At 69.8% G+C, this 23,782-nt stretch carries 24 protein-coding genes; 18 read left to right on the top strand and 6 right to left on the bottom strand.

Going from position 1 to position 23,782, the window contains the following annotated elements; all coding sequences use genetic code 11:
* Positions 1-108: 108 nt before the first annotated feature.
* From ABFX50_RS41580 to ABFX50_RS41570, 3 genes are read right to left on the bottom strand one after another with little or no spacing between them, the layout of a single operon-like run.
* Positions 109-1,302, bottom strand: coding sequence for a cytochrome P450 family protein (locus ABFX50_RS41580; protein WP_346154638.1), 1,194 nt, complete (start codon positions 1,300-1,302; stop codon positions 109-111).
* A gap of 10 nt (positions 1,303-1,312) precedes the next feature.
* A complete protein-coding gene (locus tag ABFX50_RS41575; RefSeq protein WP_346154636.1) occupies positions 1,313-2,506 on the bottom strand; it encodes a cytochrome P450 family protein in 1,194 nt (397 codons plus the stop codon).
* A 54-nt stretch (positions 2,507-2,560) separates the two neighbouring features.
* On the bottom strand, positions 2,561-3,457 hold the full coding sequence (locus tag ABFX50_RS41570) for a peptidylprolyl isomerase (RefSeq protein ID WP_346154634.1): 897 nt from the start codon (positions 3,455-3,457) through the stop codon (positions 2,561-2,563).
* Between the two features lie 191 nt (positions 3,458-3,648).
* On the opposite strand from ABFX50_RS41570, the gene ABFX50_RS41565 reads away from it, so the two are divergent.
* The 9 genes from ABFX50_RS41565 (at position 3,649) to ABFX50_RS41525 (ending at position 13,617) form a co-directional block, all read left to right on the top strand.
* On the top strand, positions 3,649-4,104 hold the full coding sequence (locus ABFX50_RS41565; RefSeq protein ID WP_346154632.1) for a DUF2231 domain-containing protein: 456 nt from the start codon (positions 3,649-3,651) through the stop codon (positions 4,102-4,104).
* A gap of 69 nt (positions 4,105-4,173) precedes the next feature.
* Entirely contained in the window at positions 4,174-5,418 is a 1,245-nt protein-coding gene (locus ABFX50_RS41560) for a replication-associated recombination protein A (RefSeq protein WP_346154742.1), read from the top strand.
* 188 nt (positions 5,419-5,606) lie between these two features.
* Complete coding sequence (locus tag ABFX50_RS41555; RefSeq protein ID WP_346154630.1) at positions 5,607-5,981, top strand: DUF948 domain-containing protein; 375 nt, start codon at positions 5,607-5,609, stop codon at positions 5,979-5,981.
* Positions 5,978-6,208, top strand: coding sequence for a hypothetical protein (locus tag ABFX50_RS41550; RefSeq protein ID WP_183662145.1), 231 nt, complete (start codon positions 5,978-5,980; stop codon positions 6,206-6,208). The genes ABFX50_RS41555 and ABFX50_RS41550 overlap by 4 nt, the downstream gene beginning before the upstream one ends.
* 20 nt (positions 6,209-6,228) lie before the next feature.
* The gene (alaS, locus tag ABFX50_RS41545; RefSeq protein WP_346154628.1) at positions 6,229-8,901 is read left to right on the top strand and encodes an alanine--tRNA ligase; all 2,673 of its coding nucleotides are present in this window, start codon (positions 6,229-6,231) and stop codon (positions 8,899-8,901) included.
* 1 nt (position 8,902) lies between these two features.
* Positions 8,903-9,385: a Holliday junction resolvase RuvX gene (ruvX, locus tag ABFX50_RS41540; RefSeq protein WP_346154626.1), complete on the top strand. Its 483-nt coding sequence runs from the start codon at positions 8,903-8,905 to the stop codon at positions 9,383-9,385.
* Positions 9,382-10,743: an endolytic transglycosylase MltG gene (gene mltG / locus ABFX50_RS41535; RefSeq protein ID WP_346154625.1), complete on the top strand. Its 1,362-nt coding sequence runs from the start codon at positions 9,382-9,384 to the stop codon at positions 10,741-10,743. Before ruvX ends, mltG (ABFX50_RS41535) begins: the two co-directional genes overlap by 4 nt.
* A gap of 214 nt (positions 10,744-10,957) precedes the next feature.
* Entirely contained in the window at positions 10,958-12,109 is a 1,152-nt protein-coding gene (mltG, locus tag ABFX50_RS41530; RefSeq protein ID WP_346154623.1) for an endolytic transglycosylase MltG, read from the top strand.
* 677 nt (positions 12,110-12,786) lie between these two features.
* A complete protein-coding gene (locus ABFX50_RS41525; RefSeq protein WP_346154621.1) occupies positions 12,787-13,617 on the top strand; it encodes a shikimate dehydrogenase in 831 nt (276 codons plus the stop codon).
* Here ABFX50_RS41525 and ABFX50_RS41520 read toward each other — a convergent pair.
* Positions 13,592-14,014, bottom strand: a complete 423-nt coding sequence (locus ABFX50_RS41520) for a type II toxin-antitoxin system VapC family toxin (RefSeq protein ID WP_346154620.1) — start codon at positions 14,012-14,014, stop codon at positions 13,592-13,594. The two genes, ABFX50_RS41525 and ABFX50_RS41520, sit on opposite strands and share 26 nt — an antisense overlap.
* Positions 14,011-14,268 carry a type II toxin-antitoxin system Phd/YefM family antitoxin gene (locus ABFX50_RS41515; protein WP_346154618.1) on the bottom strand — a complete coding sequence of 86 codons (258 nt, stop codon included), beginning with the start codon at positions 14,266-14,268 and terminating at the stop codon, positions 14,011-14,013. Before ABFX50_RS41515 ends, ABFX50_RS41520 begins: the two co-directional genes overlap by 4 nt.
* A gap of 255 nt (positions 14,269-14,523) precedes the next feature.
* On the opposite strand from ABFX50_RS41515, the gene infC reads away from it, so the two are divergent.
* The 7 genes from infC (at position 14,524) to ABFX50_RS41480 (ending at position 22,003) form a co-directional block, all read left to right on the top strand.
* Complete coding sequence (gene infC, locus ABFX50_RS41510; protein WP_246453727.1) at positions 14,524-15,201, top strand: translation initiation factor IF-3; 678 nt, start codon at positions 14,524-14,526, stop codon at positions 15,199-15,201.
* A gap of 122 nt (positions 15,202-15,323) precedes the next feature.
* Positions 15,324-15,518 carry a 50S ribosomal protein L35 gene (gene rpmI, locus ABFX50_RS41505; protein ID WP_183662139.1) on the top strand — a complete coding sequence of 65 codons (195 nt, stop codon included), beginning with the start codon at positions 15,324-15,326 and terminating at the stop codon, positions 15,516-15,518.
* A 24-nt stretch (positions 15,519-15,542) separates the two neighbouring features.
* Positions 15,543-15,926 carry a 50S ribosomal protein L20 gene (gene rplT, locus ABFX50_RS41500; protein WP_183662138.1) on the top strand — a complete coding sequence of 128 codons (384 nt, stop codon included), beginning with the start codon at positions 15,543-15,545 and terminating at the stop codon, positions 15,924-15,926.
* 193 nt (positions 15,927-16,119) lie between these two features.
* The gene (locus tag ABFX50_RS41495; RefSeq protein ID WP_183662136.1) at positions 16,120-16,923 is read left to right on the top strand and encodes a TrmH family RNA methyltransferase; all 804 of its coding nucleotides are present in this window, start codon (positions 16,120-16,122) and stop codon (positions 16,921-16,923) included.
* A 215-nt stretch (positions 16,924-17,138) separates the two neighbouring features.
* Positions 17,139-18,221, top strand: coding sequence for a sensor histidine kinase (locus ABFX50_RS41490; RefSeq protein ID WP_346154616.1), 1,083 nt, complete (start codon positions 17,139-17,141; stop codon positions 18,219-18,221).
* A gap of 186 nt (positions 18,222-18,407) precedes the next feature.
* A complete protein-coding gene (pheS, locus tag ABFX50_RS41485; protein WP_246453864.1) occupies positions 18,408-19,448 on the top strand; it encodes a phenylalanine--tRNA ligase subunit alpha in 1,041 nt (346 codons plus the stop codon).
* On the top strand, positions 19,448-22,003 hold the full coding sequence (locus tag ABFX50_RS41480; RefSeq protein ID WP_346154615.1) for a phenylalanine--tRNA ligase subunit beta: 2,556 nt from the start codon (positions 19,448-19,450) through the stop codon (positions 22,001-22,003). The genes pheS and ABFX50_RS41480 overlap by 1 nt, the downstream gene beginning before the upstream one ends.
* Positions 22,004-22,057: 54 nt before the next feature.
* Here ABFX50_RS41480 and ABFX50_RS41475 read toward each other — a convergent pair whose 3' ends face one another.
* Positions 22,058-22,663, bottom strand: coding sequence for a Uma2 family endonuclease (locus tag ABFX50_RS41475; protein WP_346154614.1), 606 nt, complete (start codon positions 22,661-22,663; stop codon positions 22,058-22,060).
* A 75-nt stretch (positions 22,664-22,738) separates the two neighbouring features.
* Between ABFX50_RS41475 and ABFX50_RS41470 the strand changes: the two genes are divergently transcribed.
* Positions 22,739-22,972 carry a hypothetical protein gene (locus ABFX50_RS41470; protein WP_183662122.1) on the top strand — a complete coding sequence of 78 codons (234 nt, stop codon included), beginning with the start codon at positions 22,739-22,741 and terminating at the stop codon, positions 22,970-22,972.
* A 61-nt stretch (positions 22,973-23,033) separates the two neighbouring features.
* Entirely contained in the window at positions 23,034-23,780 is a 747-nt protein-coding gene (locus ABFX50_RS41465; protein WP_346154611.1) for a metallophosphoesterase family protein, read from the top strand.
* Positions 23,781-23,782 lie beyond the last annotated feature (2 nt).

Raw genomic sequence — 23,782 nt, 5'->3', positions numbered from 1 at the left:
ACTGCGGCCACGTTCCCAAGGGGCCCCACCGCAGTCGTAGGGTGGGCCCCCTTGGGGAACGCCCCGAAGGGGGCCCTGCCACATCGGCGGCCCCGGTGCGGGTGGGGTTCAGAAACGGACCGGCAGCCGGGACAGGCCGCGCACGACCGAGCCGGTCAGCCGCCTGCTCAACTCCTCCTCCGCGCATCCAAGAGCCAGCTTCGGCAGCCGCTCCAGCAGGGTGCCGATGGCGATCTGCCCCTCCAGCCGGGCCAGCGGCGCGCCCAGGCAGAAGTGGATGCCGTGCCCGAAGGCGACGTGCCTGTTGTCGGTGCGGGTGATGTCGAGCCGGTCCGGTTCGGCGAAGACCTCGGGGTCGTGCCCCACCGCGCCGATCGAGACGTGCACCATGGCCCCACGCGGGATGCGGGTGCCGGCGATCTCCAGGTCCTCCGAGGCGAAGCGCGGGGTGGAGCGCTCGACGGGGCCGTCGTAGCGCAGGAACTCCTCGACCGCGTTGGGCAGCAGCTCGGGCTTGGCGCGCAGCAGGTCGAGCTGGTCGGGGTTGCGCAGCAGCGCCAGCACCCCGTTGCCGATCAGGTTGACGGTCGTCTCGTGACCGGCGATCAGCAGCAGGCTGAGCGTGGAGATGAGCTCCTTCTCCGTCAGCTCCTCCATCGCCACCAGCGCGCTGATCAGGTCGTCGCGTGGCTCCTGCCTGCGCTCCTCGCACATGCGGCGGAAGTAGGCCGTCGTGGCGCGCGCCGCGGCCCTGCGCCGCTCGACCTCCTCCGGCACGAAAGTGGGGTTGACCAGCAGCGACGACCACTCACGGAACTGGTCGCGGTCCTGTGAGGGAATGCCGAGCAGCTCGCAGATCACGATGATCGGCAGGGGGAAGGCGAACTCGTCGATCAGCTCGGCGGCGCCGCCTTCGAAGCCGTCGATCAGCTCGTCGGTGATCGCCTGGACCCGCGGGCGCAGCTCCTCGACCCTGCGCGGGGTGAAGGCCCTGGAGACGATCCGCCGCAGCCGCGTGTGGTCGGGCGGGTCGACCGAGAGCATGTTGGAGTCGAAGAGGATGTCGTCCTCGGTGGCGACCGCCTTGAAGTAGTCGCCGAAGCGTTGCATGTCCTTCGACAGGCGGGGGTCGTTCAGCGCCGCCCTGCCGTGCTCGTGATCGATGATCAGGTACGCGTCGAAGCCGGGAGGGAAGTCGATCGGGAAGATCGGCCCCTGCTCGCGAAGAGAGGCGTAGACGGCGTAGGGGTCCCTGCTGAACTCGGGGGTGAAAAGGAACTCGAACGGTAGTTTCTCCGGCACGGCAGCCACCCTAGATCGTTATCGGAAGGGCAGCCAGCGATCTCAGGATGGAGCCGCTGAAGCGCCAGCTGAGCTGCTCCTCGGGGCAGGCCAGCCTGATGTCGCCGAGCCGGGCGAGCAGCGAGCCGAAGGCGATCTGTCCCTCCATGCGGGCGAGCGGCGCGCCGAGGCAGAAGTGGAGGCCGTGGCCGAAGCCGACGTGCCTGTTGTCCTCGCGGGCGACGTCGAGGCTCTCGGCCCGGTCGAAGGCCTTCGGATCACGGCCCGCCGCGCCGATGGAGATGTGCACGAAGCTGCCCTTGGGGATGGGGGTGCCGGCGATCTCCATGTCCTCGAGCGCGATGCGGAAGGTCGCCCGTTCCACGGGCGCGTCGTAGCGCAGGAACTCCTCGACCGCGTTGGGCAGCAGCTCGGGCTTGGCGCGCAGCAGGTCGAGCTGGTCGGGGTTGCGCAGCAGGGCCAGCATGCCGTTGCCGATGAGGTTGACGGTGGTCTCGTGGCCGGCGATCAGCAGCAGCGCCAGGGTGGAGAGCACCTCCCGCTCGCTCAGCTCGTCGCTGGTCACCAGCACGCTCACCAGGTCGTCGGTGGGAGCGGCGCGTCGTTCGGCGATCAGGCGGGTGAAGTAGGCGCGCAGCGCGTCACTGGCCTCGTCGCGGCTCCTGGCCAGCTCCTCGTTGACAGCCGGCGTGACCAGCGCCCCCGACCACCTGCGGAAATCGGCCCTGTCGCGGTCGGGCACGCCCAGCAGCTCGCAGATCACGATGATCGGCAGCGGGAAGGCGAAAGCGTCGATCAGCTCGACGGTGTCGCCCTCGAAGGCGTCGATCAGCTCGTCGGTGATCGCCTGGACTCGCGGGCGCAGCCGCTCGATCCTGCGCGGCGTGAACGCCTTCGAGACCACCCGCCGCAGCCGGGTGTGGTCGGGAGGATCCGACATCAGCATGTTGTCGCCGAGCACCGGGTTCTGCTGCGAGATGGCCTCGCGGAACCACTCGGGGCCGCTGGCGAGGTTCTTGGACAGGCGCGGATCGTTCAGCGCGGGCCTGGCGTGCTCGTAGTCGACGACCACGAACGCGGACGCTCCAGGAGGGAAGTCGATGGCGTGGACGGGTCCTTCGGCCCGGAGCCCGGCGTAGACCGCGTAGGGGTCGGCGCCGAACTCCGGGGAGAGGAAGAACTCAAACGGCAGCTTGTCGCTCACAGCTCCAGCGTGCCCCCGCGGCGAGGGGCGCAGGCGGGGGTGTGAGCTGAATCACTACGACAGCTGGACGTCCTTGATGACGACGGGCTGCTTCGGCACGGTCGTGCCGCCGTCGCCCGTGACGTCGTTGGGGTTGACGATCAGGTCCTTCTCGCCCGCGGCGAGGCCCAGCATCATGTCCATGCCCTCGCTGATGACGCCGAGCACGCTGTACTCGGCCGGCACCTGGGTGTTGTCGTCGGACAGCGAGATGGCGAACTGGCTGCTGTTCTGCCCGGCCGCGCCCGACGGCTGGGAGATGAACACCACGCCCTTGCTGAGCGGGATGCCGACGTTCTCGTCGCCGTAGGTGAAGCCGGCCGTCCCCTGGCCGTCGGTCGGGTTGAGGCCGTCGGCCTTGGCCAGCGGGTCACCGCACTGCAGCAGGTGCACGCCGGACACGTCGGGCGTGACCAGGCGCTGGCACTTGGTGTTGTCGAAGAAGTTCTTCTTGGCCAGGAAGTTCATGGCGTTGACCGAGCACGGCGCCTGTTCGGTCATCAGGTCGATGACGATCTTGCCGCGGTTGGTCACGATGGTCATCTGCTTGAGCTTCTTGTTCGGCTTCTTGCCCGGCAGCCCGACGTACTTGAAGGGAACAGTCGGGTCGGTCTCCTTCTTGTAGGTGCAGGAGACCGGGCCCGCCGAGACCGAGGGCGCGGCCGAGGGAACCGCGGGCACGGAGGTGCTCGCCGAGGGCGAGGCGGAGGGCGTGTCCGCCGCGACGGGGGTCGCGTCGCTCTTGCCGAGCATCGTGGTGGCCGCGATGATGCCACCCGCCACGAGCGCCACCGCCACGCCCGCGCCGATGAAGGTGTTCCGCTTGGCCTTCGCGGCCTGCTCGGCCGCACGCTGCGCCTGCCGCTCCTTGTGCTCCCGAGCCAACTGGCTCTGGCGGTCTTCGCCGCTCACCGGTATTTCCTCCACGTTTGCCGACACATGACCAAACTGCTCCGCGCATGCTACCGGGGTTGGGAATGTGCTGGACGTAAGTGGCGCAAGGGGCCTCTGAGGTGGAGGTCCTGAGAAGTAAATGAGAAACGCGTCTCCGCGTACCTCGGCGTGATGAGATCCGTTGTCGATACGAGAACGGAGTTACTGACGTGTTCGACGAAATCATGGGCCTGCCCGCGCATCCGCTGATCATCCACTTCGCCGTGGTGCTCACGCCGCTGCTTGCCGCCGCCTCCATCGCCTACGCCCTCGTGCCCCGCTTCCAGCCGTACCTGGCGTGGGCGGTGGTGCTGCTCTCGCTGGCCGCGCCCGCGGCGGTCTTCGCCGCGCGGCAGAGCGGCGCGGCGCTGAAGCAGGCGCGTTTCGCCGAGGTGGAAGGGGAGCTCGGCCAGAGCATCGCCAGTCACGAGAGCTTCGCCACGCCGCTGCTTCTCAGCACGATCGGGCTCGGCGTCGCCTCCCTGTCGATGGTCTACCTGTGGCGGGCCAAGCTGCGCGTGCCTGCGTGGGCGCTGTCGGCGGTGAGCGTGGCGCTGGCCGTGGTGGCGGGCTACTACGTCTTCCGAGCAGGGGATTCGGGCGCCAGGGCGGTGTGGGGCCTGTAGGCTCCGTTTGTGGAGAGTCTGTTCGATTCTGCCGCTGAGGAGGCCACCCCACAGCCCCTGGCGGTGCGGATGCGCCCGCGCACCCTCGACGAGGTGCTCGGTCAGCGTCACCTCCTCGGCCAGGGCACGCCGCTGCGCAGGCTCGTCGAGAGCGAGGCGCCGATGTCGCTGTTCCTGTGGGGTCCCCCCGGCACCGGCAAGACGACGCTCGCCTACGTCGTGGCCGGCGTCACCAAACGCCGCTTCGTCGAGATCTCCGCGGTGTCGGCGGGCGTGAAGGACGTGCGGGCGGCCATCGACACCGCCCGCCGCGAGCTCGGCATGACAGGCAGGCAGACCGTCCTGTTCGTCGACGAGGTGCACCGCTTCAACAAGGCCCAGCAGGACGCCCTGCTGCCCGCCGTCGAGAACAGGTGGGTCACCTTCATCGGCGCCACCACCGAGAACCCCTTCTTCTCCGTCATCTCGCCGCTGCTCTCACGCTCGCTCCTGCTGACGCTGGAGTCGCTGTCCGACGACGACATCCGCGCGGTCCTGCGGCGGGCCGTCACCGACGACCGCGGCCTGGCAGGCCGCAACACGCTCGCGCCCGAGGCCCTCGAACACCTCGTACGGCTGGCCGGCGGCGACGCGCGCCGCTCCCTCACCTATCTCGAGGCCGCGGCCCTGCTGGCCGACGACATCACCGTCGAGGTCGTCGAGAAGGCCGTCGACAAGGCGGCCGTGCGCTACGACAGGCAGGGCGACCAGCACTACGACGTCATCAGCGCCTTCATCAAGTCGATGAGGGGCTCCGACGCCGACGCCGCGCTCCACTACCTCGCCCGCATGATCGAGGCGGGGGAGGACCCGAGGTTCATCGCCCGCAGACTCGTCATCTTCGCCTCCGAGGACGTCGGCATGGCCGACAACACCTGCCTGCAGACCGCGGTGGCCGCCGCGCAGGCCGTGCAGCTCATCGGGCTGCCGGAGGCGGGCATCAACCTGGCCCACGCCGTCATCCACTGCGCGCTGGCGCCCAAGTCCAACGCGGTGGTGAAGGCCATCGGCGCGGCCTCCGACGACGTGCGGCGCGGCCTCATCGGCCAGGTGCCAGGCCACCTGCGCGACGCCCACTATCCGGGCGCCGCCAAGCTCGGCCACGGCAAGGGCTACAAGTACCCCCACGACTTCGAGCACGGCCTGGTCCGCCAGGACTACGCACCTGAGGAGACGCGCGAGCGCCGCTACTACGAGCCCACCAGGCACGGAGCCGAGGCGGGCCTGTTCGAGCGGTGGTCCAGGATCCGCGACTTCCTGCGCGGCAAGCCATGACGCTGCACCACGCACGGCTGATGTTCGCCGACCGCCATCCCCACGCGGGCGGTCCCGCCTACCTCGAGAACGAGCAGGGCTTCGAGGTCGAACTGGTGGGCGGCGTCCGGGCGTAGTGCGGGGAAGGCCGCGCCAGGACGCGATAGGGTCTTCTCCATTCCAGAACGCCAACGGGGACGGATCCGCTGATGCTGACCGCAGGAGAACTGGCCGGGCTGATCGTCGCCATGGGCTGGGCGATCCTCGTCTGCTTTCTCGCCATGGTGCTCGTCAAGCTCGCCCGGCTGCTCAGAGAGACCACCAAGCTGGTCTCCGACCTGAACGACAGGGTCGTGCCGCTGCTGGAGGACATGAGCATGACGGTCAACGAGGCCAACAGGCAGCTCGTCACCGTCGAGGCCATCACCAGAGACGTCAAGCAGGTCAGTGGCCACGCCGCCAAGCTGAGCGCGGTCACCCAGACCATCTTCACCGGGCCGCTGATCAGGGTCTCAGCCCTGAGCCACGGCGTACGCAGGGCCATCGAGGCCCGCAGGAACCCGCGCGGCGGGCGGCGGCGATGATCAGGCGGCTGTTCTACATGGCGCTCGGCGCGTTCGGCGCCGTCTGGGTGATGCGCAAGCTGCAGGCGCTCAAGCCCGACCATGTCGCCCGCAGGGCGGCCGACAGCGCGAACGGCATGCTGCTGCAGGTGAGAGACTTTACCTCGGACGCGCTCGGCGAGGCCGCCGACCGCGAAATGGAGTTGCGCTCCCGCTTCGGGCTCGACAACCCTGACAACACCCACTAAAGCAAAGGATGGCCGCTGTTATGGAGTCGGCAGAGATCGCCCGCCGCTTCCTGCGCTTCTTCGAGGAGCGTGGGCACAAGGTCGTGCCCTCGGCCAGCCTGATCGCTGAGGATCCGACGCTGCTCCTGGTGCCCGCGGGCATGGTGCCCTTCAAGCCGTACTTCCTGGGGCAGCGCAAGCCTCCGGCGGCCCGGCTGGCCAGTGTCCAGAAGTGCGTGCGCACCCCCGACATCGAGGAGGTGGGCAAGACCACCCGTCACGCCACCTTCTTCCAGATGCTCGGCAACTTCTCCTTCGGCGACTACTTCAAGGAGCAGGCGATCCCCTTCGCCTGGGAGCTCCTGACGAGGTCGGAGTCCGACGGCGGCTTCGCCTTCCCCGAGGAGAAGCTGTGGGTGACGGTCTACCTCGACGACGACGAGGCGATCGACATCTGGCACAACAAGGTCGGCGTGCCGATGGAGCGCATCCAGCGCCGCGGCCTCGAGGACAACTACTGGCACATGGGCGTGCCGGGTCCCGGCGGCCCCTGCTCGGAGATCTACTACGACCGCGGCCCCGAGTACGGCAGGGACGGCGGCCCGGTGGCCGACGAGGACCGCTACCTCGAGGTCTGGAACAACGTCTTCATGCAGTACCAGCTCAGCGCGGTACGCAGCAAGGTCGACTTCGACGTGGCGGGTGAGCTGCCGGCCAAGAACATCGACACCGGCATGGGCCTCGAGCGCATGGCGACGATCCTGCAGGGCGTCGACAACCTCTACGAGATCGACACCACCTACAAGATCCTCGACAGCGCCGCCGAGCTCACCAAGACCCGCTACGGCCGCGACCCGCGCGCCGACGTCAGCCTGCGCGTCATCGCCGACCACGTCCGCACCGGCACCATGCTGGTCGCCGACGGCGTCATGCCCAGCAACGAGGGGCGCGGCTACGTCCTGCGCCGCATCCTGCGCCGCTCCATCCGCAACCTGCGCCTGCTCGGCTCGGGCGACGAGCGCTACATGCACGAGCTCACCGAGGTCACCATCAACGCGATGGGCGAGACCTACCCCGAGCTCAAGGTCGACGCGCCCCAGATCCACGCGGTCATCGACGCCGAGGAGGCCTCCTTCCTCGGCACGCTGCGCACCGGCACGGCGATCTTCGACGTCGCGGTCGAGGAGACCAAGCGCAAGTCGGGCACCACGCTCTCCGGCGACCAGGCCTTCCAGCTGCACGACACCTACGGCTTCCCGATCGACCTCACCCTGGAGATGGCCTCCGAGCAGGGGCTCAAGGTCGACGAAGAGGGCTTCAGGCGCCTGATGAAGGAGCAGCGCGAGCGCGCCAAGGCCGACGCCGCGGCCAAGAAGACCGGCAACGCCGACATCTCCGTCTTCGGCCAGCTGCTCGAGAACGCGGGCAAGGTCGAGTTCCTCGGCTACGACCAGACCAGCGCCGAGTCCAGCGTGGTCGGCATCCTCGTCGACGGCGCCTCGGTGCCGGTGGCAGGCGCGGGCGCCACGGTCGAGATCGTGCTGGGCCGCACGCCCTTCTACGCCGAGGGCGGCGGCCAGCTCGCCGACCAGGGCGTGCTGCGCACCTCGGGAGCCGAGGTCGACGTCCTCGACGTCCAGTCGCCCATCAAGGGCCTGGTCGTCCACAGGGGCAGGGTCCGCGTGGGCGAGATCCGCGTCGGCGACGAGGTGCAGGCCGAGGTCGACGTCGAGCGCCGCAAGGCGATCTCGCGCAGCCACAGCGCCACCCACCTCGTGCACCGCGGCTTCAAGAACGCGCTCGGCGAGACGGCCGCCCAGGCGGGCTCGGAGAACTCTCCCGGCCGCTTCCGCTTCGACTTCACCGCCGCCGGCGCCGTGCCGCCCAGCGTGCTGCGCGACGTCGAGGACGAGGTCAACGCGGTCCTCATCAACGACCTCAAGGTCAACGCCTTCTACACCTCCCAGGCCGAGGCCAGGGCGATGGGGGCGCTGGCCATGTTCGGCGAGAAGTACGGCGACGAGGTCCGCGTCGTGGAGATCGGCGACTACTCCCGCGAGCTGTGCGGCGGCACCCACGTCCACTCCTCGGGCCAGCTCGGCCTGGTCAAGGTGCTCGGCGAGCAGTCGGTCGGCGCGGGCGTGCGCCGCGTCGAGGCGCTGGTCGGCATCGACGCCTTCCGCTTCCTGGCGCGCGAGTCGCTGCTGGTCGCCCAGGTGACCGAGCAGCTCAAGGTGCGCCGCGAGGAGCTGCCCGAGCGCATCGAGGGCATCGTCACCAGGCTTCGTACCGCGGAGAAGGACCTGGAGAAGCTGCGCTCGGCCCAGGTGCTCCAGATCGCGGGCGAGCTGGCCGCACAGGCCCATGACCTGCACGGAGTCTCCGTCGTCACCCACCGCGCGCCTGATGGAACAGGTCCGGACGATTTGCGTAAGCTCGCGCTTGACGTGCGCGGCAGGTTCCCTGGCGACCGTCCGGCGGTCGTCGTGCTCGCCGGCGTCCCCTCCGACCGCCCTGTGGTGGTTGCCGCGGTCAACGAGGCGGGACGCGAGCGAGGGCTCAAGGCCGGACGACTGGTCGGCGTCGCCGCCAAGGCTCTTGGGGGTGGCGGTGGCGGCAAGGACGATGTCGCGCAGGGCGGAGGCACCCGTCCTGAGGCGATCGACGAGGCGTTGCGCATGGTCGCTGAGACCATCGCGGGGCAGCTCGCCTGACATGAGGTTCGGCGCGAGACTCGGCGTCGACGTCGGGTCGGTCCGCATCGGCGTGGCCCGCAGCGACCCTTCGGGGATGCTGGCCACGCCGGTGGAGACCGTCAGACGCGGGCCAGGCGACCTCGACCGCATCGCCGTCCTGGTGGCCGAGCACGAGGCGATCGAGGTGATCGTCGGGCTGCCCACCTCACTGTCGGGACGTGAGGGGCAGGCGGCCGCTCTGGCCCGCTCCTTCGCTTCCCAGCTTGCCGTACGGCTGGGCGGGGTTCCCGTGCGGTTGTTCGACGAGCGGCTGACCACCGTGGCGGCGCAGCAGGGGCTGCGGGCCAGCGGGGTGAAGGCCAAGAAGCAGCGCTCGGTCGTGGACCAGGCGGCGGCCGTCGTGCTGCTGCAGGACGCGCTCGACTCCGAACGCGCCACGAGCAGGCCACCAGGCAGACCTGTCGATCCGCCCCCCGTGGCGGACGACGGGTCCGACCTGTGAGCGGCCCGCCCCCCGACAACGATCCCCGCGAAGCCGCCGCCACCCCATCTGACGACGGCTCCGCACCTGATGCCGCCCTCCCGCCTGACGGCGGCCCGCAGAACACCGAAGTCCCGCCCGCCTCCTCACCCGAGCCCGAGGGCTCTTCGCACGACCCCTCGGCAGCGAACGAGGCGGCGTCCCAGGACGATGACGAGGCGGATGGCTCGGCCGATGTCATCCCCTTCGACAGGCCGGCCGTCGAGGAGGAGCAGGAGGCGCCAGACGAGAGCGAGGCGGTGGCCGGCCAGAGCCAGGCGGCCTCCGAGGACGAAGGCGGGCGTAGAGGCAGGTCGTTGCGCAAGGCCGGGTTGCTGGCCGGTGGTGCGGCCGCCTGCCTGCTCGCCCTGGGCGTGGCCGGATTCGTGTGGCTCAAGCCGTACCTCAGCCCCGACGACTTCGAAGGCGCGGGAGCGGGCGCGGTGACGGTGCGCATCATGCCGGGTGCCAGCGCGGGAGACGTCGGCGCGGTCCTGGCCGACGCGGGCGTCGTCGCGAGCGCGAGGTCGTTCGTGAACGTCGCGCAGGAACGTTCCAAGGCGGGCAGCCTGCACCCGGGCCACTACCGGCTGCGCAAGGGGATGGCCGCGGGCGCGGCGCTCGACCTGCTTCTGTCCCCGCACTCGCGGGTGGTCAGGCGGGTCACGCTCCCCGAGGGCATGCGGGTGCCCGAGGCGCTCCCGCACCTGGCCAGGCAGGCGGGGATCCCGCTCAAGGACCTCCAGGCCGCCAAGCCGTCCGCTCTCGGCCTGCCGGGTTACGCCCGAGGGCTCGAGGGCTTCCTCTACCCGGCGACGTACGAGGTCGACCCGAGCACCACGGCGGCCGACCTGCTCAGGCGCATGGTGAGCAGGTTCAAGGAGGCGGCCCAGGCGATCGGGCTCGAGGCGCGCGCCGCCGAGGTCCACCTCACGCCGCTGGAGGCCGTCACGGTGGCGAGCCTCGTGCAGGCGGAGGGCGGAAGGGACACCGACTACCCGAAGATCGCTAGGGTGATCTACAACAGGCTCAAGGGCGGAACCCCTCTCCAGCTCGACGCCACCGTGACGTACGCACTGGGCAGGAGGACGCTGAAGGTGTCGCTGAAGGACACCAGGGTCCGCTCGCCGTACAACACCTATCGGCACAAGGGTCTGCCTCCAGGGCCCATCGCCAATCCGGGAGAGAAGGCGCTGCTGGCGGCGTTGCATCCCGCGGAAGGTGACTGGTACTGGTTTGTTACGACGGACCCGGAGCATAGAATCACGAAATTCACCGACAAAGAGAGTGAGTTCGTGAGATACCGGGAAGAGTTGAACGATTACCTCGGGACGCATTGATGCTCATAGGGACACCCCCCGTCCCGCCGAGCCCCCGGCCCGGGCCCGGGGCGCTCGCGCTTCCCGTATCCCCTAGCATGGCTACGCACCGTGATCTCCGCTGGTCATCGCCCCAAGGCTGGCGGATCCCCCCGTTCGGCTCGGTAACCCCCACCGGTTTGGCACAACCCCTTGACGCCAGGCCGTTCCTACCGGGAGATTGGCCAGCGCACCTATGAACGATCTCGACATGGACTTCCTGCTCGGCGCCGAGGACGACGAAGGTCGGACCCGGGGCCGCTCTCGTGATTCCGCCAAGTCGCCCCGCGGGCGCCGTCGGCGCAGGCGCCGCAACCGAGGTGGATTCCTCGCCCCCCTGCTCGCGATGATCGTCCTGGTCGGCATCATCGGCGGCGGCGGCTACTACGGCTACCTGTGGCTCAGCGACGCCCTGGTGCCCGACGACTTCAAGGGCCCCGGCACCGGCCAAGTGGTGATCGAGGTCAAGGACGGCCAGAGCGCCTCCGACGTCGCCAAGACGCTGCAGGCCCAGGGCGTCGTGGCCAGCGAGCGCGCGTTCACCAACGCGATCGCCAGCGCGGGCAAGAGCTCGGCGCTGCAGCCTGGCCAGTACACCCTCAAGAAGGGCATGTCGGCCGCCACGGCCGTCGATCTGCTGGTGTCGGGCAAGAAGCTGCAGAACACCGTCCTGATCAAGGAGGGCGAGCGGCTCAGCTCGGTCATCGCCATCCTGGCCAAGCAGACGAAGAAGCCGGCGGAGGAGTTCTTCGAGGCGGCCAAGGACAAGGAGGCCATCGGCCTTCCCCGCTACGCCCGAGGGCTCGAGGGCTACGCCTTCCCCGCGACCTACCAGTTCGAACCGAACGCCTCGGCCACCCAGATCCTCACGCAGATGGTCGACCGCTACACCCAGGCGGCGGGCAAGACGAACCTGGAAGAGGCGGCCAAGCAGCTCGGCCACACGCCCGCGGAGATCATGACGATCGCGAGCATCGTGCAGGCCGAGGCGGGCACCCGCGAGGACATGCCCAAGATCGCGGAAGTGATCTACAACAGGCTCGCTCTCAAGCCGCCGATGAATCTGCGGATGGACAGCACCGTCATGTACGGGCTCAAGAAGTACGCCATCGAGGCCAGCAACGCCGACCTGGAAAGCACGTCGAAGTACAACACGTACAAGTACCAGGGCCTGCCGCCAGGGCCGATCGGCAACCCTGGCGAGCACGCGATCGAGGCCGCGCTCAACCCGAGCGAGAGCGGCTATCTCTACTTCGTGACGACGGACCCCAAGAACAAGGTCACGAAGTTCACGGCGCGCGAAGACGAGTTCTGGAAGCTCAAGGCCGAGTACGAGCGCAACAAGTAGCCGCCCTCGCGGGCGAGGCGAGTCTCGCCCGCGAGCCTTTCGCCGCGGCAGCCCCGGGCCCGCCCGCGAGCGCTCCCTCACACAGCCGCGGGCCCGCGCGCGAACGTTTCCGCCCGTAGCCCGCCGGTTCACACGCGGGCGTTTCCTCACAGAGCCGCCGGTGCGCGCGCGGGGCGTGCCCTCACGAAGCCGCCGGCGCGCCCGCAGGCGTCCTGCTCGGCTGTACGGCAAGCCCCCCTCATGCTCCCCGGTGGTCACCGCTGACCGTCTGCCCGGCCGACGCTCCTCGGGCGCGACGCTGACCCACCGTCACGTCGCCCGAGAAGAGGTCCACGCGGAGCCCGCCCGCTTCGTGAGGGCGGCCGACTGCCACCCTCGGCCTCCACGCCTCGTCGGCCGCTCGCGCGCTTCGCCCAGGACCTCCTTCCTGGTTCGCCCTCACCTCGCCCGCAGAGGCGGCGTGGCCTTCGGGTGTCCGTGACGGCGGCCGGCCACGTGCGCTCGGTGAGGCGTATCCCTGGAGGGAGCCCGGCCCCGTGACCACGGTGGCGCCAGGAGGGCCTGCCGTACAGGGGGTGGGGTTGTGACACAGACGTGGGCGGCCACGGCTGTTCGGGCGGGATCGGGTGGGGGCGGTAGAGTCCTGTGGATTGGTCAGCGTGGGGGAGGAGCGGGGCGTGCGGACGACGGGACGGGCGGCGGTGCTGGGGTCGCCGATCGCGCACTCGCTCTCGCCCTACTTGCACAGGGCGGCCTACCAGGCCATGGGCCTGACCGGCTGGACCTACGAGGCGCACGAGTGCGACGAGGCGCGGCTGCCTGCCCTGCTCGACTCGGCCGACTGGGCGGGGCTCTCGCTGACGATGCCGCTCAAACGAGCCGTGCTCCCGCTGCTCGACACGGTCTCCGACCTGGCCGTCGAGGTGGGCGGGGCCAACACAGTGGTGTTCACCGACGGGGTGAGGCACGGCGACAACACCGACGTCTACGGAATCGAGCGGGCCCTGGGCGAGGCCGGGGTCCCCACGCCCGGCTCGGCGCTGGTGCTGGGCGCGGGCGCGACCGCCGCCTCTGCGCTGGCGGCGCTGCGCAACCTGGGCCTGCGGACCGCGACGCTGGTGGCGCGCGACCCCGCGAGGGCGGGGGAGACGATCGAGGTGGCCGAACGGCTGGGGGTGGCCCTCGCGGTGGCGTCGTTCGACAAGCTCGAGGCGCTGCTGGAGGTCGACCTGGTGGTCTCCACGCTGCCGGGCGGGGCGGCCGACTCCTTCGCCGGTCAGCTCGCGCGCGTGCCCGCGCTGCTCGACGTCGTCTACGCCCCGTGGCCGACCCGCCTGGCGGCCTCGGTGGAGGCGGGAGGCGGGAAGGTGGTCGGCGGCTTCGCGATGCTGCTGCACCAGGCGGTCAGGCAGGTGGAGTTGATGACGGGCCGCCCGGTCGTGCCGGTCGAGGCGATGCGCGCGGCGGGCGAGGCCGAGATCCTCAGACGGGCCACTCGAACGGGTTGACGACCGCCACCCCCGTCCCCTCGAAGTCCTTGACGTTGCGCGTGACGATGCTCCATCCATGGACCTTCGCGGTGGCCGCGAGCAGTCCGTCGGCCGTCTGAAGCGTTCGCGCGCTGTTGAGGCGCCCCCACTCCTCCGCTATCTCAGAAGTGACGGGCACGATCCTGTCGAGGAAGGAGTCGTAGAGACGAGCCAGCCAGCGCTCCAGGACCAGAGCCTGCTGGACGTCGCGCCGCCTCCTGAGCTCGATGCCGCAGCGGATCTCCCCGATGGAGATCGTGCTCAGATAGAGCGTCGGCCCGAAGGACTCCTCCACCCAGGCCTTCACGTGTTGACTGCCCTGGCGCTTGCGCACCTCGGAGATGACGTTGGTGTCGAGGAGGTATCCGACGCTCACCAGCCGAGGTCCACTTCGCGAGGCAGGTCGCGGTTGCGGGGGAACTCCAGGTCGTCCCCCCAGTCGGGGGCACTCAGCAGAAACTCCTTGAAGTCCGGCTCGCCGCCCTTGAGCCGGCGGTACTCTGCCATGTCGAGGATGACCGCCACCTCGTCTCCGTGCCTGGTGATGATCTGCGGCCCCTCGTCGTGCGCCTTGCGCACCACCTCGCTGAAGCGCTGCTTGGCTTCCTGCAGCTGCCACGAACCCATCATGGCCTCCTGTCTAGTCTGTCTAGATGCTAGCTCGCTTCGATGTCGGTGCGGGGGAGAACGAGGCGGCGGGATGATTCGGCGCACGCGCGTGGTTGTGGTAATGTAGCTCTCTGATCGGTCCGGCATGCCTGCTGGACGCGCAAGCGGAGGTCCCCCTCCCACCTGTGTCACCGCAAGGTGGCCGGGTCAAGGATCACGCCGGACTTACTCCGGGGAGCTTACGGCCATTCGAGCCGCCAAGCTCAGTGGCCCCGCATGCGCGACGTGCGGGGCATTTTCGCGTTTAGGCGCGCGCCGATGCCCGGCACGATCGAGCGCGTAGGGATCGCATACCTAGGAGGCCCCATCAGCACTGAGCCCCGCATCAACGAGCGCATCCGTGTGCCCGAGGTTCGCCTCGTCGGCCCGAACGGTGAGCAGGTCGGCATCGTGTCGATTCACGATGCACTGAAGCTCGCTCAGGAGGCCGACCTCGACCTGGTCGAGGTCGCGGCCACGGCTCGTCCGCCCGTGTGCAAGCTCATGGACTACGGCAAGTTCAAGTACGAGTCCGCGATGAAGGCGCGCGAGGCGCGCAAGAATCAGGCGCACACGATCATCAAGGAGATCAAGCTCCGCCCGAAGATCGACCCGCACGACTACGAGACCAAGAAGGGTCACGTGGTCCGGTTCCTCAAGGCCGGAGACAAGGTCAAAGTCACGATCATGTTCCGCGGACGTGAGCAGTCGCGTCCCGAGCTGGGTTTCCGGCTCCTCCAGCGGCTGGCAGAGGACGTGACGGAGCTCGGCTTCGTCGAGTCCCAGCCGAAGCAGGACGGTCGTAACATGATCATGGTGATCGGTCCGCACAAGAAGAAGGCCGAGGCCAAGGCCGAAAAGGCCGCGGCAAAGGCACAGCGTGGCGACGAGGAGCTCTCCGAACCGGAAGAGTGACCCGCAGTTGGGGTTAGCCTTACAGGCAACCCAGCCAGCGCGCCAGAGGAACACGCCGCAACCGGGCCGGCCCACACCGGCCCGGGATGTCGGCACGGACGAATTGAGGGAGAGACGGCGAGATGCCGAAGATGAAGACGCACAGCGGTGCGAAGAAGCGGTTCCGGCTTACCGGCACCGGCAAGCTCAAGCGCCGTCGCGCCAGCCGCGCGCACTACAACGAGTGGAAGTCGTCCACGCTGACGCGCCGTCTCAAGAATGATGTCGTCGTTTCCGACGCTGACTCCAAGAAGATCAAGAAGCTGCTCGCTAAGTAGCGCAAGTCCCCGGGGAGATACAACATGGCACGCGTGAAGCGGGCGCTCAACGCCAAGAAGAAGCGCAGGGTCGTCCTCGAGCGGGCGAAGGGTTACCGTGGCCAGCGGTCGAGGCTGTACCGCAAGGCCAAGGAGCAGATGCTCCACTCGATGACCTACGCCTATCGTGACCGCAAGGACCGCAAGGGCGCTTTCCGTCGCCTGTGGATCCAGCGGATCAACGCTGCGGCTCGTCAGAACGGCATGACCTACAACCGCCTGATCCAGGGTCTGCGTCTGGCCAACATCGAGGTCGACCGCAAGATCCTCGCTGACCTCGCGGTCAACGACAGCCAGACCTTCGCGACGCTGGTCGAGGCCGCCAAGAAGGCTCTGCCGGCGAACGTGAACGCCCCGGCTGCGGGCTGACCGTTCCCACACGGTTTTCAGGGCCCACCGACATGTCGGTGGGCCCGTTTTGCTTTGTGCGCGACCCGGTCGCCCCTCCCTACCTCACCCCGTCCCAGCCGGCGTGTGGTCGCCGACGGCCAGGGACGGGGCGAGAGGGCTGGACAATGGCTCGTGCGGGGCATGAGCGTTCGAGGAGTGGGGGACAGAGGGCATGGCCGGATCCGAGCTGACCAATGTGAAGGCGCCGCGGGTGAAGGCGGCGCGGAGGCTCACCAAGCGCGCCTTCAGGGAGCAGGACCGCAAGTTCCTCGCCGAGGGCCCGCAGGCCGTCCGTGAGGCGTTGAAGCTCGACGGCGTCGTGGTGGAGCTGTTCACCACCGCCGAGGCCGAGCTGCGCCACGGCGACCTCATCACCGAGGCCACGCTGAAGGGCCTGCCCGTCCACCGCGCCAGCGGCGAGGTGATGGCCGAGCTGTCCCAGACAGTCACCCCGCAGGGGCTGGTGGCCGTCTGCGGCCTGGTCCACACGCCGCTGGAGGAGGCCGTGACCGAGCGCGCCCGGCTGGTGGCGGTGCTCGCGCACGTGCGCGACCCAGGCAACGCCGGCACCGTCATGCGCACCGCCGACGCGGCGGGTGCTGACTCTGTGGTCTTCACCGACGCCTCCGTCGACCCCTACAACGGCAAGTGCGTCAGGGCGAGCGCGGGCAGCCTGTTCCACCTGCCAGTGGTGATCGGCTCGCCGGTGGGCCAGGCCGTCCAGCGGCTGAAGGACAGCGGGCTGCGCGTGCTGGCGGCCGACGGGTCGGGCAAGCACACGCTCGACGACGTCGAGCTGTCGGGGCCGACGGCCTGGGTGTTCGGCAACGAGGCGTGGGGGCTTCCCGAGGAGGTGCTGGCGCTGGCCGACGACGTGGTGCGGGTGCCCATCTACGGCCAGGCCGAGAGCCTCAACCTGGCCACCGCCGCGGCCGTGTGCCTGTACGCCTCGGCCAGGGCCCAGCGCGCGGGCTGACCGTCCCACGGCAAGGGCCAGGGCCCAGGGCGGGCTGACCGTCCACGTGACCGGCTAGGGACGGCGCGCTCTTCGGGTGGGCGCCGGCGGGCGGGCCGTACGAGAAGGGCGGGCGACGCACGCCCGATCGAGCCGCCGGCGGGTGGGCGTCGCGGGTCCCCTCGGGTGCGGGAAACCCGCTATTGTCGGCCTTGTAGGTCAAGGAGGCGAGGTTCGTGCACGGCGAAGACACCGATTGGCGAGGAGCCGATCCCTCGTGCACGGTGCCGATCGACGAGCTTCCCGACGGGCTCATCGTGACCGATGGATTCGGCACGATCCTGGCCGTCAACCGGGCCGCGACGAGGCTCACGGGCGTCACCCGCGAGCGGGCCGTCGGCGGTGACGTCAACGAGGTCTTCCCTTTTCGCGACCACGACGGGCGCGAGTGGTGGAAGTGCCTCGACCCCCACGGCGGCCTCCGCACCAGGACCAGAGTGCCCGAGCGGCCGCTGCACCTGCCGGGCGGGCAGGAACTGCACGTCACCGCCAGGCTGGTGCGCACGCCCGAGCGGGGCGGCGACGTCGAGCGGGTGACGATCACACTGCGCGACGGAGGGGCGAGGGCCAGGCTGGAGCGCAGCAGGGCCGACCTGGTCTCCACGGTCGCCCACGAGCTGCGCTCGCCGCTGACCAGCGTGAAGGGCTTCACCGCCACCCTGCTGGCCAAGTGGACCCGCTTCACCGAAGAGCAGAAGCTCGTGATGCTCGAGACGGTCAACAACGACGCCGACAGGGTGACCAGGCTGATCACCGAGCTGCTCGACGTCTCGCGCATCGAGTCGGGGCGGCTGGAGGTCCACCGGCAGGTGGTCGACGTGGCCGCCCGCGCGCGCAGGATCATCGCGGGCAGGGTCGCGGCGGGCGAGCCCGAAGACCGCTTCAGGCTGAACGTCGCCGACGGGCTGCCGGAAATGTGGCTCGACTCGGACAAGATCGACCAGATTCTCGGTAACCTGGTGGAGAACGCGGTGCGCCACGGAAGGGGCACCGTCACGATCGAGATCGAATCCGTCGGCTGGGGAGTTGCCGTGTCCGTGCGAGACCAGGGAGAGGGCATCGCGCCCGAGCTGGCCCCGCGCGTCTTCAGGCAGTTCTGGCGCGGCAACAGCCGCAGGCGCGGCGGCACGGGTCTCGGCCTGTTCATCGTCAAGGGCCTGGTCGAGGCCCACGGCGGCACGATCACCGTGCAGCGGGCGCCCGAGGGCGGGGCGGAGTTCCGATTTACCATGCCCGCAGGCACCCCCGACTTCGCGTAGGGATCTGCGGGCTTTCCCAGCAGGTACGGCAGACCGCCGCTTTTCCACAGACCGGCCGTCGCCGCACGACCCGTCCTGGCGATCCGACTAGACTCGGGTCCGCTCAAGCCCTGGATACGGAGCTCTCTCTTGTCTGACTACGACCCCGTCGAGGTCACCCCACTGCACGCCGACGAGCTGGCGCGCATGGAGGCCGACGCCGTCGCCGCGATCAAGGCGGCGGGCGATCTCGACGCACTCAAGCAGGTCCGCCTCGCGCACGCCGGAGACCGTTCGCCGATCGCGCTGGCCAACCGTGAGATCGGCGCCCTGCCGCCCGCGGCCCGCGCCGAGGCGGGCAAGCGCATCGGCGGCGCCCGCAAGGCGATCAACGAGGCGCTCGCCACGCGCCAGGCCGAGCTGGAGGCCGAGCGCGACGCCCGCGTCCTGGTCGAGGAGACCGTCGACGTCACGCTGCCGTGGGACCGCGTCCCGAGGGGCGCCCGCCACCCGCTGACCACCATGCAGGAGCGCATCGCCGACACCTTCGTCGCGATGGGCTACGAGGTCGCGGAGGGTCCCGAGCTCGAAGGCGAGTGGTTCAACTTCGACGCGCTCAACATCGCCGCCGACCACCCGGCCCGCTCCGATCACGACACCTTCTTCGTGGAGACCACCGACTCGGGCAAGGTGCTGCGCACCCAGACCTCACCCGTGCAGATCAGGGCGCTGCTGCAGAGGGGCGTCCCCGTCTACGTGGTCTCGCCAGGCAAGGTGTTCCGCACCGACGAGCTCGACGCCACCCACACCCCGGTCTTCCACCAGGTCGAGGGTCTGGCGATCGACGAGGGCCTGACGATGGCCCACCTCAAGGGCACGCTCGACAGGTTCGCCGAGATCATGTTCGGCGAGGGCATCACGACCAGGTTCAGGCCCAACTACTTCCCCTTCACCGAGCCTTCGGCCGAGATGGACCTGAAGTGCTTTGTGTGCAGGGGCCAGTCGGCCGTGCCCGGCAACCCGCCGTGCCGCACCTGCAAGTCCGAGGGCTGGATCGAGTGGGGCGGCTGCGGCATGGTCAACCCGCGCGTGCTCGTCGCCTGCGGCGTCGACCCGCGCAAGTACTCCGGCTTCGCCTTCGGCATGGGCATCGAGCGGACGCTGATGTTCCGCCACAACGCCGAAGACATGCGTGACATGGTCGAGGGCGACGTCCGCTTCACCCTCCCGTTCGGAATGGAGATCTGATGAAGGTCCCGCTTTCCTGGCTGCGGGAGCACGTCGACCTCCCCGCCGTCACCGCGCACGAGGTGGCGGACAAGCTCACCGCCGCAGGTCTCAAGCTCGAGAGCATCACCTCCCACGGCCACGACGTGAAGAACGTCGTCGTCGGCGAGGTGCTCTCGGTCGAGGAGCTGACCGGTTTCAAGAAGCCGATCCGCCACTGCATGGTCGAGGTCGGCGAGGCCGAGCCGCGCCAGATCGTCTGTGGCGCCAGCAACTTCGTCGCAGGCGACCGCGTGCCCGTCGTGCTGCCGGGCGGCGTGCTGCCCGGTGGCTTCGAGGTCGGCGCGCGCAAGACCTACGGCCGCCTGTCCGAGGGCATGATCTGCTCCGAGCGCGAGCTCGGCCTCGGCGACGACCACAACGGCATCATGGTCCTGCCCGCCGACACCCCGATCGGCACCGACGTGGTCGAGCTGCTCGGCCTGCGCGACGACGTGATCGAGCTGGAGATCACCCCCGACATCGGCTACGCCCTGTCGATCAGGGGGGTGGCGCGCGAGGCGGCCACCGCCTTCGGCGTCGCCTTCCGCGACCCCGCCGCCGTCGAGCTGCCGGCCGCCACCGAGCCCGCCTACCCGGCCTCGATCGGCGACCCGACCGCGTGCGACAGGTTCGTGCTGCGCGAGGTGCGCGGCTTCGACCCCTCGGCGCCCAGCCCGCTGTGGATGCGCACCAGGCTGTCCAGGGCGGGCATGCGCCCGGTCTCGCTGGCCGTCGACGTCACCAACTACGTGATGCTGGAGCTCGGCCAGCCCCTGCACGCCTTCGACAGGGCGAAGCTGACCGGCGAGATCGTCGTACGGCGGGCGCACCAGGGCGAGACGCTGGAGACGCTCGACCACGTCGTGCGCAAGCTCAGCACCGACGACATCCTCATCACCGACGCTTCGGGCGCGATCTCGATGGCGGGCACGATGGGCGGCCTGCACACCGAGATCTCCGGCGACTCCACCGACATCGTGATCGAGGCGGCGCACTTCTCCGCCACCGGCACGGCCCGCATGTCGCGCAGGCACAACCTGGTGTCTGAGGCGTCCAAGCGGTTCGAGCGCGGCCTCGACCGTGAGCTGCCGCTGGTGGCCTCGTGGCGGGCGGTGCAGCTGCTGACCTCGCTCGGCGGGGCCAGCGAGGTGCCGGGCGTCACCCACGCCGAGACCGAGGTCTCGCCGGTCCGCATCGCGATCCCGACCTCCCACCCCGGCGCGGTGGCCGGCGTGCCCTACTCCCATGAGACGGTCGTCACCCGCCTGGAGCAGGTCGGCTGCGTCGTGGAGCCGGGCTCGAGCCCCGCGCCGCAGCGCGGCGGCGTCGACGCCACCGGCGTCGTGTCGGGCGGCGACACCGACGGGCTGCTGGCCGTGACGGGCGACGACATGATCACGGTGACGCCGCCTTCGTGGCGTCCCGACATCACCGACCCCAACGACCTGGCCGAAGAGGTCATCAGGCTCGAGGGCTACGAGAACCTGCCCTCGATCCTGCCCAAGGCCCCTGCGGGCGCGGGCCTGACCGAGGCGCAGCGGCTGCACAGGCGGGTCGGCCGCTCGCTGGCCGCCGCCGGCTACGTCGAGGTGCTCGCCTACCCGTTCGTCGGCGAGCGCGACCTCGACCACCTGCAGCTGCCCGAGGGCGACGACCGTCGCAGGGCCGTGCGGCTGGCCAATCCGCTGTCGGAAGACGAGCCGCTCATGCGGACCACGCTGCTGCCGGGCCTGCTCAAGATCCTGGTGCGCAACGTGGGCCGTGGCTTCGGCGACACGGCGCTGTTCGAGACGGGCCTGGTCTACCGGCCGGTCGAGGGCGCGCCCGCCAAGGCGCCGGTGCTCGGCGTCGACGGCAGGCCGAGCGACGACGAGCTCGGCTCGATCGAGTCGGCGCTGCCCAGGCAGCCGCAGCGGGTCGCCGTCGTGCTTGCCGGTGAGTTCGAGCGCTCCGGCTGGTGGGGCACGGGCCGTCAGGCCACGTGGGCCGACGCCGTCCAGGCGGCCAGGCTGGTGGCAGGCGAGGCCAACGTCGAGCTGACGGTCGTCGCCGACCAGCACGAGCCGTGGCACCCCGGCAGGTGCGCCGCCTTCTACGTGGGCGACGTGCTCGTCGGCCACGGCGGGGAGCTGCACCCGAGGGTGATCGAGGCCTACGGCCTGCCGCCGCGCACCTGCGCGATGGAGCTGGAGCTGACCCGCCTGGAGAAGGCCATGCCTGGCCCTGTCGAGGCGCCTGCCGTCTCCTCCTACCCGATCGCCACCCAGGACGTCGCGCTCATCGTGCCCGACTGGACACCTGTGGCCGACGTGGCCGCGGCGCTGCGCGACGGCGCGGGCGAGCTGCTGGAGTCGGTGCGGCTGTTCGACGTCTACACGGGGGCGCAGGTGGGCGAGGGCAACAAGTCCCTGGCCTACACGCTGCGCTTCCGCGCTGCCGACCGCACGCTGACGGTGGAGGAGACGACCGCCGCCCGTGACGCGGCCGTGGCGATGGCCGCCGACCGCGTCGGCGCCCAGCTGCGCGGAGCCTGACCGAGCGAAAGGGCCCGGGCGCGCACGTCGTGCGCCCGGGCCCTTTCTCGTGGGTCAGAGTTGGTCGATCTCGCTGAGGTCGAGGTCGACGTCGAACGGCACGGTGAGCTTCAGCCGGTCGTGGTGGATGCCCGACAGCGCGTAGCCGCGGGTGGCGGGGTCGAGCTCGTAGACGTAGACGACGGTGCTGTCCTCGGTGCTCTCGATCCGCCAGAAGTGCGGGATGCAGGCCTCGGCGTAGAGTTGCGGCTTGCGCTTGCGGTCGCGTTCTTCGGAATCGGGCGACACGACCTCCACCACCAGGAGGACGTCCTCGGGAGAGAAGTAGGTCGTGTCCCTGCTCACCGTGACATCCGGCCCCAGGACCATCATGTCCGGCTCAGGGCGCTGCCTGGGCCCCAGCCTGATGCTCATTTCTCTGCGGACGCGATGCCCGGGAGGAACGCACTGCAGCAATCCCTTCTGCAGGACGTACATGATCGACGAATGGAAGTCGCGCTGCGGGCTCACGAACACCAAGCTTCCGTCAATGAGCTCAGTGTGCGCAGGCAGATCCGGAATGTGATCGAGGTCCTCCGCGACGAAGCCCTCCGGCGGCGGGAAGACCCAGTCGGGGAGCGAGGGAGTCGTCATCTCCTGAATCACCGCTTCGGCCGTCATGCGTCTACGGTAGCAATCTACGTCCTTCCCGCCCGGTGAACGGGGATGCGGGCGCGCGCCCTAGGCTTTTCGTCCATGAGGCAGTTGCTGGTGTTCGCCGAGCGAGACGACGCCGAAGAGGTGGCCGAGACGCTGGCGGAATGGTTCCCCCTGCTCGGCATGCCCGTCGTCGTCAGGGAGACGCTCGCGGGCGAGGACGACGCCGAGGACGCTCAGTGGCTCGTCGTGGTCGAGGGGCTGGCGGAGGGGCATCTGGCGAAGGTCGACGCGCTGGTGGAGGAGCGAGAGGGCTGGCGCGAGAGCGGGTGAGATTGCGCCACAGGTGAAACGACCTTGAGCGCGGCCCTGCCGATCGGGCAGCGTGAGGGGCATGCGCGTCGCCGTTCTCTCTGACATCCACGGAGTGCTTCCCGCACTGGAAGCCGTGCTCGCCGAGCCCGAGGTGGCCCGCGCCGACCTCATCGTCCTCACCGGCGACATGGCGGCCGGTCCCCAGCCGGTCGAGACGCTCGACCTGCTGGTGTCGCTGGGGGAGCGGGCGCTGTGGGTCAACGGCAACGCCGATCGCGAGCTGGTGGAGGTGGCTCGAGGCAGCGGCAGCGCCTACCGGATCTCGCAGTGGGCGGGCCAGCAGCTGCGCGGTGACCAGGTCGAGCTGCTGGCGGGGCTGCCGATGTCGTGCGCCCTCGACCTCGGGGCGCTGGGCCGCACCCTGTTCACGCACGCCACGCCGAGGCGCGACGACGAGATGATCCTCGTCGACAGCGCGATCGAGCGGTGGGCTGAGGTGCTCGAGGGGATCGAGGCCGACACGGTGGTGCTGGGCAACACGCACATGCCGTTCGTCAGGCTCGTGGAGCGCAGGCTGGTGGTCAACCCGGGTTCGGTCGGCATGCCGTACGGCACGGCGGGCGCCCACTGGGCGCTGCTGGAGGCGGGCAGCGGCGCGGTGACGTTGCGCCGCACCCCGTTCGACGCCCACGCCGCGGCCGGGCGCATCGTCGAGGAGAGCGGGTTCGCCGAGGTGCAGGAGTGGGTGTCGGAGTACGTGACGGGCACCCACTCCGACGTCGAGGCGCTGCGGGCCTTCGGTGGGGCCGAGGGAAGGGCGCGCTGAGC

Origin of the sequence: Nonomuraea recticatena (genome assembly GCF_039533245.1) — a bacterium.
Lineage (GTDB): Bacteria > Actinomycetota > Actinomycetes > Streptosporangiales > Streptosporangiaceae > Nonomuraea > Nonomuraea roseola.
The sequence above is the reverse complement of the archived record's forward strand: the minus strand, read 5'-3'. Positions and strand labels throughout refer to the sequence as shown.

Bases quoted from the DNA above. Each gene is read 5' to 3' on its own strand.
- ABFX50_RS41560 (WP_346154742.1), top strand. From the start codon at position 4,174: ATGCGCCCGCGCACCCTCGACGAGGTGCTCGGTCAGCGTCACCTCCTC.
- ABFX50_RS41555 (WP_346154630.1), top strand. From the start codon at position 5,607: ATGCTGACCGCAGGAGAACTGGCCGGGCTGATCGTCGCCATGGGCTGG.
- ABFX50_RS41550 (WP_183662145.1), top strand. From the start codon at position 5,978: ATGATCAGGCGGCTGTTCTACATGGCGCTCGGCGCGTTCGGCGCCGTC.
- alaS (WP_346154628.1), top strand. From the start codon at position 6,229: ATGGAGTCGGCAGAGATCGCCCGCCGCTTCCTGCGCTTCTTCGAGGAG.
- ruvX (WP_346154626.1), top strand. From the start codon at position 8,903: ATGAGGTTCGGCGCGAGACTCGGCGTCGACGTCGGGTCGGTCCGCATC.
- mltG (WP_346154623.1), top strand. From the start codon at position 10,958: ATGAACGATCTCGACATGGACTTCCTGCTCGGCGCCGAGGACGACGAA.
- ABFX50_RS41515 (WP_346154618.1), bottom strand. From the start codon at position 14,268: ATGATGGGTTCGTGGCAGCTGCAGGAAGCCAAGCAGCGCTTCAGCGAG.
- infC (WP_246453727.1), top strand. From the start codon at position 14,524: ATGCGCGACGTGCGGGGCATTTTCGCGTTTAGGCGCGCGCCGATGCCC.
- rpmI (WP_183662139.1), top strand. From the start codon at position 15,324: ATGCCGAAGATGAAGACGCACAGCGGTGCGAAGAAGCGGTTCCGGCTT.
- rplT (WP_183662138.1), top strand. From the start codon at position 15,543: ATGGCACGCGTGAAGCGGGCGCTCAACGCCAAGAAGAAGCGCAGGGTC.
- ABFX50_RS41495 (WP_183662136.1), top strand. From the start codon at position 16,120: ATGGCCGGATCCGAGCTGACCAATGTGAAGGCGCCGCGGGTGAAGGCG.
- pheS (WP_246453864.1), top strand. From the start codon at position 18,408: ATGGAGGCCGACGCCGTCGCCGCGATCAAGGCGGCGGGCGATCTCGAC.
- ABFX50_RS41480 (WP_346154615.1), top strand. From the start codon at position 19,448: ATGAAGGTCCCGCTTTCCTGGCTGCGGGAGCACGTCGACCTCCCCGCC.
- ABFX50_RS41475 (WP_346154614.1), bottom strand. From the start codon at position 22,663: ATGACGGCCGAAGCGGTGATTCAGGAGATGACGACTCCCTCGCTCCCC.
- ABFX50_RS41470 (WP_183662122.1), top strand. From the start codon at position 22,739: ATGAGGCAGTTGCTGGTGTTCGCCGAGCGAGACGACGCCGAAGAGGTG.
- ABFX50_RS41465 (WP_346154611.1), top strand. From the start codon at position 23,034: ATGCGCGTCGCCGTTCTCTCTGACATCCACGGAGTGCTTCCCGCACTG.